At 57.7% G+C, this 11,663-nt stretch carries 12 protein-coding genes; 7 read left to right on the top strand and 5 right to left on the bottom strand.

Going from position 1 to position 11,663, the window contains the following annotated elements:
- The first annotated feature begins 36 nt into the window (after nucleotides 1-36).
- From FHW16_RS03470 to lpxK, 4 genes are read left to right on the top strand one after another with little or no spacing between them, the layout of a single operon-like run.
- Complete coding sequence (locus tag FHW16_RS03470; protein WP_182547749.1) at nucleotides 37-285, top strand: DUF4170 domain-containing protein; 249 nt, start codon at nucleotides 37-39, stop codon at nucleotides 283-285.
- Between the two features lie 32 nt (nucleotides 286-317).
- Nucleotides 318-1,091, top strand: coding sequence for a lysophospholipid acyltransferase family protein (locus FHW16_RS03465; RefSeq protein WP_182547748.1), 774 nt, complete (start codon nucleotides 318-320; stop codon nucleotides 1,089-1,091).
- Nucleotides 1,088-2,410 (top strand): lipid IV(A) 3-deoxy-D-manno-octulosonic acid transferase, encoded by a 1,323-nt coding sequence (gene waaA / locus FHW16_RS03460; RefSeq protein WP_182547747.1) that lies wholly within the window; start codon nucleotides 1,088-1,090, stop codon nucleotides 2,408-2,410. The genes FHW16_RS03465 and waaA overlap by 4 nt, the downstream gene beginning before the upstream one ends.
- Complete coding sequence (lpxK, locus tag FHW16_RS03455) at nucleotides 2,407-3,438, top strand: tetraacyldisaccharide 4'-kinase (RefSeq protein WP_182547746.1); 1,032 nt, start codon at nucleotides 2,407-2,409, stop codon at nucleotides 3,436-3,438. The genes waaA and lpxK overlap by 4 nt, the downstream gene beginning before the upstream one ends.
- Here the strand turns inward: lpxK and FHW16_RS03450 are convergent.
- The 3 genes from FHW16_RS03450 to mutL all read right to left on the bottom strand — a co-directional run bounded on the left by FHW16_RS03450 (nucleotide 3,433) and on the right by mutL (nucleotide 6,054).
- Nucleotides 3,433-3,888, bottom strand: coding sequence for a hypothetical protein (locus tag FHW16_RS03450; RefSeq protein ID WP_182547745.1), 456 nt, complete (start codon nucleotides 3,886-3,888; stop codon nucleotides 3,433-3,435). The two genes, lpxK and FHW16_RS03450, sit on opposite strands and share 6 nt — an antisense overlap.
- Nucleotides 3,889-3,891: 3 nt before the next feature.
- On the bottom strand, nucleotides 3,892-4,128 hold the full coding sequence (locus tag FHW16_RS03445; protein WP_182547744.1) for a DUF2093 domain-containing protein: 237 nt from the start codon (nucleotides 4,126-4,128) through the stop codon (nucleotides 3,892-3,894).
- 66 nt (nucleotides 4,129-4,194) lie between these two features.
- Nucleotides 4,195-6,054 (bottom strand): DNA mismatch repair endonuclease MutL, encoded by a 1,860-nt coding sequence (mutL, locus tag FHW16_RS03440; RefSeq protein WP_182547743.1) that lies wholly within the window; start codon nucleotides 6,052-6,054, stop codon nucleotides 4,195-4,197.
- A 140-nt stretch (nucleotides 6,055-6,194) separates the two neighbouring features.
- On the opposite strand from mutL, the gene FHW16_RS03435 reads away from it, so the two are divergent.
- Nucleotides 6,195-7,385, top strand: a complete 1,191-nt coding sequence (locus FHW16_RS03435) for an acyl-CoA dehydrogenase (protein ID WP_182547742.1) — start codon at nucleotides 6,195-6,197, stop codon at nucleotides 7,383-7,385.
- Between the two features lie 2 nt (nucleotides 7,386-7,387).
- A complete protein-coding gene (locus tag FHW16_RS03430; protein WP_182547741.1) occupies nucleotides 7,388-8,239 on the top strand; it encodes an MBL fold metallo-hydrolase in 852 nt (283 codons plus the stop codon).
- A gap of 3 nt (nucleotides 8,240-8,242) precedes the next feature.
- On the opposite strand, the gene FHW16_RS03425 is transcribed toward FHW16_RS03430, so the two are convergent.
- Both FHW16_RS03425 and FHW16_RS03420 read right to left on the bottom strand, forming a co-directional pair.
- A complete protein-coding gene (locus FHW16_RS03425; protein WP_182547740.1) occupies nucleotides 8,243-9,529 on the bottom strand; it encodes an aminotransferase class I/II-fold pyridoxal phosphate-dependent enzyme in 1,287 nt (428 codons plus the stop codon).
- Between the two features lie 79 nt (nucleotides 9,530-9,608).
- Complete coding sequence (locus FHW16_RS03420; RefSeq protein WP_182547739.1) at nucleotides 9,609-9,947, bottom strand: TIGR01244 family sulfur transferase; 339 nt, start codon at nucleotides 9,945-9,947, stop codon at nucleotides 9,609-9,611.
- Nucleotides 9,948-10,262: 315 nt separating this feature from the next.
- On the opposite strand from FHW16_RS03420, the gene urtA reads away from it, so the two are divergent.
- Nucleotides 10,263-11,561 carry an urea ABC transporter substrate-binding protein gene (gene urtA / locus FHW16_RS03415; RefSeq protein ID WP_182547738.1) on the top strand — a complete coding sequence of 433 codons (1,299 nt, stop codon included), beginning with the start codon at nucleotides 10,263-10,265 and terminating at the stop codon, nucleotides 11,559-11,561.
- Nucleotides 11,562-11,663 lie beyond the last annotated feature (102 nt).

Here is an 11,663-nt window from a genome sequence, read left to right as displayed (position 1 = left end):
ATTCTAATGATTGATAACTTGAACGGATGGGCGACCATGAGCGAAAATACAGCAGAACAGAAGCAGCTGCTTCACCTGGTTTTTGGCGGCGAACTGAAGAAGCTCGGCGGCGTTGAATTCCGCGATCTCGAGAAGCTGGATATTGTCGGCATTTATCCGAACTTCGAAACCGCACAGCGCGCCTGGAAATCCAAGGCGCAGCAGACGGTCGACAATGCGCATATGCGTTATTTCATCGTCCACATGCACAAGCTGCTCGATCCCGATACAGGCAAGGCAAGCTGACCGGCGTCCTCCGGTCACGCATTGACAGCGGCATGATTGACAACAGCACAGCTACCGCCAAGGTGCCCCGCAAGAAGAACGGGGCGCTGAAACGGTTTTGGCGTTCCATACGCGGACCTCTGGCGAAATCGCGCTTTGTGCGTTCGGCTATTGTCTGGCTGATCACGCAGTTTTTCCGGCTGGTCAATGCCACCAACCCGCGCCTGCCCGGCTCGTCCGACCTGGACGACATGAAACGCGGCGGTGAGCCCTTTATCGCCGTTGCCTGGCACGGCCAGCATCTCATGGCGCCATTTCTGATGCCGCGTGGTGTGCGTTTCGTCGCCATGTTCTCCAAGAGCAAGGATGCTGAGCTGAACGCCCGCGTGGCTGAACGGTTCGGCGTCGAGATCATTCGTGGCTCGGGCGGCAGAGAGCCAACAAAAAGTATTGAAAAAGGTGGCGTCAGGGCTTTGCTTGCCCTGAAAAAGGCACTGAAGGATGGTAAAACTGCGGCGATGATTGCTGATATTCCCCATGGAACGCCCCGGGACTCCGGTCAGGGTGTCATCCTTCTCGCCAAACTGTCCGGCCGCCCGATTATTCCAATCTGCTACATGACTTCACGCAGGAAAATTCTGGAGAAGAGCTGGGATAAGACAACCATTCCCTTGCCATTCGGTAAGTCAGGGTTGATTGTCGGCGATCCAATCTTTGTCCCCGAGGATGCCGATGATGCAATGCTTGAATCCAAGCGTGTCGAGTTGACCGCGAGCCTGAACACCAATACGGCGCGGGTGCAGGCGCTTGTGGATGGTCAGGCGTGAGCGAGCGTTGGGCACGCTTCGTCCTGAGCACCTACCGCTGGGTGGGTGCCATGGCGTTTCCGGCGGTTGGAGCCTATGTCGCCTTCCGCGCCAGCAAGGGCAAGGAAGAGCGCGGCCGGCAGGGCGAGCGCTATGGCATTGCCAGCGTTGCACGGCCGCAAGGACCGCTGGTATGGGTTCACGCGGCAAGCGTGGGTGAAACATCCGCAGTGACACCTCTCGTCGAAACCATTGTTGAAATGGGCATCAACGTTGTTCTGACGACAGGCACGGTGACGTCGGCAAAGATGGTGCAGGAACGACTGGGCGACCGCGTCATTCATCAGTATGTGCCGCTTGACCTCAAACCGGCCGTTGACCGTTTCCTCAGCCATTGGCAACCTGATCTCGCTGTCATCTGCGAGTCCGAGATTTGGCCCATGACCATTCTTGAACTTGGCTTGCGGCGTGTGCCGCAGGTTCTCGTCAATGGCCGCCTCTCCGACAAATCCTTTGCCTCGTGGCAGAAAAGATCGTCTGTCGCCGAGGCCCTGTTCGAGAACCTCGCCCATGTGGTCGCCCAGTCCGATGTTGACGGCGAGCGGTTCCGCGCCCTTGGCGCCCGCCCGGTGACGGTATCAGGCAATCTGAAGGTGGATACGGCAATCCCGCCCGTCGTTCCATCCGAACTGGAGGCACTGCAAAGGCAGATCGGGGGTCGCAAGACATGGGTGGCCGTTTCCACCCATCAGGGTGAGGAAGATGTCGTCGCCCAGGTGCATCACATGTTGAAGGTCAGGCATCGTGATCTTCTGACGATCGTCGTGCCGCGCCACCCGGATCGTGCACCTGCAATTGCCGAGGAAATCGAGAAGCTGGGCATGAAGGTGGCTTTGCGCAGCCGTCGTGATGTCATCACGCCCGACACCGACATCTATCTTGGCGATACGATCGGTGAGATGGGCCTCTATCTGCGATTGACGGAAATTGCCTTTGTCGGCCGTTCGTTGCTGGCGCAGGGTGGCCAGAACCCGCTGGAACCGGCCATGCTGAAAACAGCAATCCTGTCAGGGCGCAATGTGCAGAACTTCCGCGACTCTTACCAGCGTCTGATCAAGAATGGTGCCGCCAAGCTCATTCGTGACAAGGATATGCTGGCGGGTGCAGTCAATTATCTCTTCAACAATCCGGCCGATCGTCAGATAATGATCGAAGCCGGGACCAAGACTGTCGAAGACATGCGCGGTTCACTGGATCGCACCATGACCGCTCTTGAACCGTTCATTCAGCCCCTTGTGCTGAAAGCACGGCTCAGCGCTCGCGAAGGTGGCTGGAAATGACCAGCGAAGCGCCTCCATTCTGGTGGGAAAAGCCGGATTGGCGCGCGCGGGCCCTTAGCCCTCTGTCAAAAATCTACGGCATGGTGGCCGGTCGGCGTATCCGCCGTGCTGTGCCGCCTTCTGTGCCGGTGCCGGTGCTCTGTATCGGAAATTTCACCGTAGGCGGCGCAGGCAAAACGCCGACGTCCATTGCCTTTGCACAAGCCGCCATCGCTGCCGGTCTTAAACCCGGCATTGTCTCGCGCGGCTATGGAGGCGCGTTCTCGGGTTTGCACCGGGTCGATCCGGATCATGACAGCGCCCGGCACGTCGGTGACGAACCGATGCTGCTCGCCCGGCATGCACCAGTGGTTGTTTGCGCTGACCGTTTTGCCGGTGCCAAGGCACTTCAGGAGGCGGGCTGTGATTTCATAATCATGGATGACGGATTTCAAAGTGCCCGGCTGCATTTCGACTACGCACTCATGGTTGTCGATGCCGGTCGCGGCATCGGCAATGGCCACGTGATACCGGGTGGCCCGCTCCGTGCACCGCTGACGGATCAGCTGGTGCGCACCGATGCGCTGCTCAAGATCGGCTCGGCCAGCGGCGCCGATCAAGTTGTGAGAAGCGCCGCGCGCGCCGCCAAACCTATCTATGAAGCTATGCTTCAGCCCAAGGCAGCACTTTCTGTTACGGGCAAACCATTATTTGCTTTCGCCGGTATCGGCGATCCCGCGAAATTCTTCCGGACACTGGAAGAGGCGGGTGGGAACGTTGTCCGGACAAGGTCTTTTCCGGACCATCATCCCTACACGGATGAGGAGATTGCCGATCTGGTCAAGAGTGCCGATGCGGAAGGGTTAACATTGATCACGACGACAAAGGATCATGTTCGCCTGCTCGATGGCAGCGAAACCGCCAGAGAATTCGCGGCGAGAACACAGGTTCTGGATGTGGAACTGGTGTTTGCCCATTCGCAAACGGCAACCCGTATCATCAGTGAAACCCGGGAACGCGCGCGCTTGCGCCTTATTCGCCTGTTATAGGCCATTACGGAAGTTGCGCAGGCGCGGCGGCGCCTCGCGCATCGGAATATCCATGTTGTTGCCGGTCGTCTGGCTGTACTGCCTGTCATTTGAAAAGAGGATTCGCCCCGGAGTACCGATTTGCACAGACAACGCCACCTTTGGTGCTGATTTCGCTGCCGGGATTTCGATTTCGTAGGCGATCGGAAAGTAGCCACTCCGGCCAAGCGTAAAGCTTGTTTCACCTATCACTGGCATGGGCTTGGAATTGCCGTTGGTTGCGTCATAGGCAGTGATGTAGACAACCAGACTTGGCGTCAGCTGCGCAAAGGACGAGCCGCGCAGATAGCCTTTGATTGTTTTGGTCGGTCCGCTATAGGCCGGTTGGTGTTTGGCACCAATCGACGTGCAGCCGCTGGTCAAAAGAGCAGCGGCGGTAAGAGCAAAAAGTGCGGATCGGCGATTGAACATTGATCAGGCTTTGCTGCGTTGCCTCAGCGACGGATTCATTTCCAGCTCGCGTTCAAGGGAAATGGTTGCATCGGCATAGGCTTCCTGCCGGGCAACATTCCAGTACTTCAGCTCGTCCAATGGAATCTTTTCCGACGTTATCGCGCAAAGGACATAAGACCCCGGCGACAGGACCTGAAAGTCACCATCGAGGTAGCGTATCTTGGCTTCGCGCGAGCCGGGGCCTTCAAACCTGTTCATTATCCGGTGTTTTCCAGTTCGTGTCTTCAACGCATTTAGGCGGCAGATGCCATGCGGGTCAAGATGTCACCGCCTGCCGAACAGCCTTTCGATATCCGTAAGCTTGAGTTCGATATAGGTCGGACGGCCGTGATTGCAGGTCCCCGAACCCGGCGTGTCTTCCATCTGGCGCAAAAGCGCGTTCATTTCATCCGGCTTCAGCCGCCGGCCCGAACGCACCGATCCATGACAAGCCATGGTGGCGGCAACATGGTCGAGAATGGCTTTCAGCCCATCGGATGTATCGTGTTCCGCAATCTCATCGGCAAGGTCGCGAATGAGTTGCTGTACGTCGATCTCACCCAGCATGGACGGCGTTTCCCGCACGGCAACAGCACCGGGACCGAAAGCTTCCACGCCAAGGCCGAAGCGCGACAGGGTTTCCGCATGGGATACAAGCCGCTCCACATCCTCCTCAGGCAGATCGACAATTTCGGGGATGAGCAGCATCTGCGCGGGCAGGGGTCTGGAGTGCAGGGCTGTTTTCAATGCCTCATAGACAAGCCGCTCATGCGCCGCGTGTTGGTCGACGATAATGAGGCTGTCTTCGGTCTGCGAGACAATATAGTTCGCGTGTATCTGCGCGCGTGCAGCACCAAGCGGCGAAGCCAGCAGCGCTTGCGGCACCTCTGCGGTGCTTGCCCGCGTATCGGTGGCCAGCACGTCTGCTTCAGCCAGAAAGCTGCGTGCAGGCTCCGAGAAGCCATTGCCCGCATAGGATGGCGCCGGATCCGCAGTGAAAGGACGAAAGGCTGACTGTTGGCTTGTATAGTTTTGGTTGACTGACGGTGAACCCTGCCAATGCTGTGCCTGTGGCGTCGGCCTTAATGGCTCAGCGCCGCCCATCCGGAAGGATTGCAGCATGGCTTCCGCCCCGCTGGTGGCAGCGCGAATGCCTGACTGGCCGAGCGCCTGGCGGATTGCACCGACGATGAGCCCGCGCACAAGACCCGGATCGCGGAAGCGAACATCCGCCTTGGCCGGATGCACATTGACATCGACCAATGCCGGATCGAGGTTGAGAAACAGCACCACAACTGGATGCCGATCCCGCGAGATCACATCCGCATAGGCACCACGGATGGCACCCCATATCTGCTTGTCACGCACTGGTCGTCCATTGACATAGGCAAACTGGTGCAGGCTGTTGGCGCGGTTGAAAGCGGGTATTCCGGCAAATCCGGTCAGGCGCACCCCGTCGCGCTCCGCGTCGATGGCAATGGCGTTCTCCGGGAATTCCTTGCCCAGAACCTGCGAAATCCGCTCCAGCATGCCAGCAGAGCCAATGCCGGTTGCGGCAAGCTCCAGCGGCGTCCTGTCACTGCCCGCCAGGGAAAAGCGTATATGCGGAAAGGCAATGGCAACCCGTTTGACGATGTCGCTGATAGCCGAGGCTTCCGCCCGGTCCGTCTTCATGAACTTCAGACGCGCGGGCGTGGCAAAGAACAAATCGCGCACTTCGGCGATCGTGCCGCCATTCATCGCCGTTGGACGTGGGCCGTCCATACGGCCGCCATGCACGCTGATCTCAAAACCGGAATCGGCCTGCACCGTGCGTGATTTGAGTGAGAGCCGGGATATCGAGCCGATGGACGGCAGGGCCTCGCCGCGAAAACCCAGTGCCCGGATGTCATGCACGTCATTCGTCAGTTTTGATGTGCAATGGCGCGAAATCGCCAGCGTCAGTTCATCCGACGGAATGCCCGAGCCGTTATCGGTAATGCGGATGAGGTTCTTGCCGCCGCCTGCCGTCACCACTTCGATACGGGTGGCACCGGCATCGATTGCATTTTCGACAAGCTCCTTCACCACGCTTGCGGGGCGCTCGATGACTTCACCCGCGGCGATCTGGTTAATGATGGTTTCGGTAAGCTGTTTGATGGCCATGCCATACATATAGGGGATTCGCCCGGCGACGGAAATTGTTCGCTGCCAAAGCGCACCGGAATATATTTTAAGCCGAAACTATCTGGTCATCGACGCGATTTTGATGCTAGGTCTTTTCAACGCATTATGGAGGAAATTACATGGCCCATTCCAAAGCTTCCTTTGTCTGGACGGATCCGTTTCTGCTGGAAGATCAACTGACCGAAGACGAACGGATGATCCGGGACAGTGCGCGCGCCTTCGCGCAGGGCGAGTTGGCGCCGCGTATCGAGGAAGCCTATCTCGAAGAAAAGACCGATCCGGCGCTTTTCCGCATGATGGGTGAGGCGGGGCTTCTTGGTGTTACGCTTCCGGAAGAGTATGGCACGGCCGGCGCATCCTATGTTGCTTATGGTCTGGTCGCACGCGAAGTCGAGCGCGTTGACAGTGGTTATCGCTCGATGATGAGCGTGCAGTCCTCGCTGGTCATGTATCCCATCTATGCTTATGGCTCGGAAGAACAGCGGAAGAAATATCTGCCGAAGCTGGCTTCAGGCGAGTGGATCGGCTGCTTTGGCCTGACTGAACCCGATGCCGGTTCCGATCCGGCCGGTATGAAAACCCGCGCCGAGAAGGTTGCCGATGGCTACCGGATTTCCGGTGCGAAAATGTGGATTTCCAATTCCCCCATCGCCGATGTCTTCGTCATCTGGGCCAAGTCCGATGCGCATGACGGCCAGATTCGCGGCTTCGTGCTCGAGAAGGGCATGAAGGGGCTTTCCGCTCCGAAGATCGGCGGCAAGCTTTCGCTCCGTGCTTCGATCACAGGCGAAGTGGTGATGGACGGCGTTGTCGTCGGCGAAGAACACCTTCTCCCCAATGTTTCTGGCCTCAAGGGTCCATTCGGCTGTCTCAACCGTGCCCGTTACGGCATTTCATGGGGTGTGATGGGAGCAGCCGAAGATTGCTGGCAGCGCACAGTGCAATATGGTCTCGACCGCAAGCAGTTCGGCAAGCCGCTGGCTGCAACACAGCTGTTCCAGAAGAAATTCGCCGACATGCAGACGGAAATAACGCTGGGCCTGCAGGCAAGCCTGCGGGTTGGCCGTCTCATGGACGAGGATCGCATGGCGCCTGAGATGATCAGTCTGGTCAAGCGCAACAATTGCGGCAAGGCTTTGGATATCGCGCGTGTTGCCCGTGACATGCACGGCGGCAACGGCATCCAGATCGGCTATCACGTGATGCGTCATTCGCAAAACCTTGAGACGGTCAACACCTACGAAGGCACGCACGATGTGCATGCCCTCATTCTTGGACGCGCCCAGACCGGCATTCAGGCTTTCTTCTAGGAATGGCCGACAGGCTCGTCCTGCTTGGAACCAAGGGCGGCCCGGCAATCCGTCCGGGCGGCCCGTCACCTACGTCTTCGCTGCTGGACATTGCAGGACGGCGGGTCGTCATCGACTGCGGTCTCGGCGTCACCCGGGCGCTCGTCAATGCGGATATGTCACTCAAGGATCTGGATATGATCCTGATCACGCATCTGCATTCCGATCATGTGCTGGAATTCGGACCGCTGCTGCATACGGCATGGACGTCCGGGCTGGCACGCAAGATCACGGTCTACGGCCCGGCTGGAATTGAAGAATACTGGTCAGGTTTCCTGCAATCCATGCGCTACGATATCGATCTGCGCATCGATGACGAAGGGCGCCCTGATCTGCGCGATCTTGTCGACCTGAAGGTCTATGCCGATGGTTTGGTCCATCAGGATGGCAATCTGACTATCACCGCTTTGCGCGTCGATCATCCGCCGGTTGTCGATTGCTTTGCGTTCAAGATAGAAGCGGCAGGCAAATCCATCGTCTTTTCGGCGGACACCACATATTTCCCGCCGCTGGCCGATTTTGCTCGGGGTAGCGATATCCTCGTTCATGAGGCGATGCTGCCCGAAGGCGTCGACCGTCTGGTTGTCCGCACGGGCAATGGCGCGCGCCTCAAGGAACATCTCCTTGCCAGTCATACGCTGGTTGAAGATGCAGCCCGAATTGCAACTTCGGCTGAAGTGAAGCATCTCGTGCTGCACCACCTCATTCCCGCTGACGATCCGCAATTCGGCGAAGCCGACTGGATCAAAGCTCTGGATGGCAAGTGGGACGGCCGATTGAGCATCGGTCGCGATGGTCTGGTCATCCCGCTTTAGACATCAGCCATTACGGGTCGAGTGCAGTTTTTCCAGCGCGGCCAGCAGAATGCACAGCGCGATACCCTGCGAGGCCAATTCCACTTCCTGCAGGGAAGGGAATGTCGGTGCCAGCCGTAATGTGCGGTCGTGCGGGTCTTTGCCGTAGGGTGACGTCGATCCGGCCGGGGTCAAGGTGACACCTGCCTGTTTGGCCAGTTCGACCACATGCTTGGCCGTGCCTTCCATCGCATCGACGCAGATGAAATAGCCGCCCTGCGGCTTCGACCATTCGGCGACACCCGTACCAGTGAGGCGCTTTTCCAACGCATTGCTGACCGTGTCGAATTTCGGCGCAATCAGGGTGCGGTGCGCCGCCATGTGCCTGCGTATGCCGTCCTCATTCTTGAGGAATCGTACGTGGCGCAGTTGATTCAGCTTATCAGGTCCGATTGTCCGCTTGCTGGCGCTGGCAAGATACCAGCGTACATTGGCAGGCGACGAGGCGAAGAATGCGAGGCCGGCACCCGCCAGCGTCACCTTGGACGTGGAGGCGAAGACAAATGCCCGGTCAGGATTTCCAGCCTTCTCGCACAGATCAAGAATATCGGGAATCTGGTGCTCGGTCTCCGTGAGGTGATGCACCGCATAGGCATTGTCCCAGAACAGGCGGAAATCCGGAGCGCCGGTCTTCATCGCCGCGAGCCGTTCGATCACCGCATCAGAATAGGTTTCCCCGGAAGGGTTGGAATATTTCGGCACGCACCACATGCCCTTGACGCTCGGATCGGCGGCAAGTTCCTCGACCATGTCCATATCAGGCCCATCGCCCTTGAGCGGAACCGGCAGCATGCGGATGCCATATTCCTCAAGAATGGAGAAATGCCGGTCATAGCCGGGCACCGGGCAGATGAAAGCCGGCGCTTCCGTCTTCTGCCAGGGTTCCGCACCGCCGGGAACACCCTTGACCCAGGCCCAGAGCAGGCAGTCATGCATCAGCGCCAGACTGGAATTGTCGCCGACAACGATCCGCTCCGGCGAGGTACCAAGCGTCGATGCGAACAGAGTGCGCACTTCGGCCAATCCCTGCAGATTGCCGTAGTTGCGTGCATCTTCGCCCGCTTCGCTGAAGTGATCGCCATTGCCGGGCAGGGTCAGCATGCCGTTGGCAAGCGCCAGTTGCTCGGGGCTTGGTTTGCCGCGGGTCATGTCGATCTTCAGTCCACGGGCGCGGAAGGCCTCATATTCGTTCAAAGTCTTCTGGCGCAAGGCGGCGAAATCGTCACTGTTCAGATCGGCAATACGGCTCATGGGAACGTCAGCTCTGTTGTCTCTGGCTTGGGAAGGTTGTTGAGGTATACGGCAGGACGGCTGCAGCCGTCCCTTCGGGTCAGCCTTTTTGTTGCTGAACGATACCGTAAATATTGGTCGAGCGGGCACCGGAGCGGCAATAGGCAAGCACTGGGCCTTCCGCTTCTTCAAGCGCTGCCGCCATCGCATCCACGTCGTTCTGGGTCAACTGGCCGGAAACAACCGGAACGTAGTAAATCGGGATGCCTGCTTTTTCGGCAACCTTGGCGATATCGGCAAATTCCGGTTGATCCGGCGATTCACCATCGGGACGGTTGCAGATCAGGGTCTGGTAACCTGCGGCAGCAATATCGCGTACATCATCGGGTGAAATCTGCCCGGTCACGGCAAAGCCTTCGTCAATCTGACGGATATCCATTTTCTTTCCTTGAGAATGTGATTGGTGGCAGCAGCATACATCAAACGAAGACCAATGCCAGATCAAAGCCGTTTGATCGATGACGCAAATTGCAGTATGCGCACAATAAATAGGCATATGCGACCAATTGATGAGAGTATAGGCATTTGACTGGCGCGCAAGGCAGCAGCAGCTTCATCCATGCATAGCGCAAACGTTATAATCGCCGGCCAGATACTAAGATTTCACAATTGTATCGTGCTGCGCGCCGATTGGCACGGTCGTTGCTTTGTATTCCCTCGGTACAAACAAAACCATAAAGAGGGGTTTACCTGAATGTTCAGTCTAACAGCCAGATTTATTGGAACCTTGGCCGCCGCCGCCGTGGGAGCGACGCTGGCCCTGTCGCCCGCAAAAGCCGCGGAGGATACGATCAAGGTCGGTATTCTGCATTCGCTGTCCGGTACGATGGCGATTTCCGAAACCACGCTCAAGGACACGATGCTCTTCCTGATTGATGAGCAGAACAAGAAGGGCGGCGTTCTCGGCAAGAAGCTTGAAGCCGTTGTTGTCGATCCGGCGTCGGATTGGCCGCTCTTTGCGGAAAAAGCCCGTCAGTTGATCGAGCAGGACAAGGTTGCTGCGGTTTTTGGCTGCTGGACATCGTCCTCGCGCAAATCCGTACTTCCGGTCTTCGAAGAACTGAATTCCCTGCTGTTCTATCCGGTTCAGTATGAAGGTGAGGAAAGCTCGCGTAACGTTTTCTATACAGGTGCTGCGCCGAACCAGCAGGCCATTCCCGCTGTTGATTATCTCGCCAGCCAGGAAGGCGTGCAGCGCTGGGTTCTCGCCGGTACGGATTATGTCTATCCGCAGACCACCAACAAGATCCTGAAGGCCTATCTCAACGCCAAAGGCGTGAAGGATGAGGACATCATGATCAACTACACACCGTTTGGTCATTCGGATTGGCAGACGATCGTTTCCGACATCAAGAAATTTGGTTCCGCTGGCAAAAAGACAGCCGTTGTCTCCACCATCAATGGTGATGCCAATGTGCCGTTCTACAAGGAACTCGCCAACCAGGGTATCAAGGCCGAAGACATTCCGGTTGTCGCCTTCTCGGTGGGTGAGGAAGAACTGGCCGGTCTCGATACCAAGCCGCTGGTTGGCCATCTCGCCGCGTGGAACTATTTCGAATCAGTCGATTCCGATGCCAATGCCGAATTCATCAAGAAATGGCATGCCTACATCAAGAACGACAAGCGCGTGACCAATGACCCGATGGAAGCGACGTTCATCGGTTTCAACATGTGGGTAAAGGCTGTTGAAGCCGCCGGTACCACCAAGTCCGATGCCGTCATCGACTCGATTGTCGGCGTTTCCGTGCCGAACCTCTCCGGTGGTTCGGCAACGATGATGCCAAACCATCACATCACCAAACCGGTCCTCATCGGTGAAGTGCAGGATGATGGCCAGTTCGACATCGTCTACAGGACGCCTGGCCTCGTGGTCGGTGATGAGTGGTCGGATTATCTGCCGGGCTCCAAGGATCTGATCTCCGATTGGCGCAAGCCGATGTCGTGCGGCAACTTCAATGTTGTCTCCGGCAAATGCGGTGGCGTGACCAACTAGGCATGGACCTTCGGCTTCGGGTCGGGGGCGACAAATCCGAAGCCAACTCCACCCCCGCACGTATTGCGGGGGTGGAGCGCCCCGAAAGAACTTCAAATGCAG

Source organism: Phyllobacterium myrsinacearum (genome assembly GCF_014138285.1).
Lineage (GTDB): Bacteria > Pseudomonadota > Alphaproteobacteria > Rhizobiales > Rhizobiaceae > Phyllobacterium > Phyllobacterium myrsinacearum_A.
This window is presented reverse-complemented; position numbering and strand designations above follow the sequence as displayed.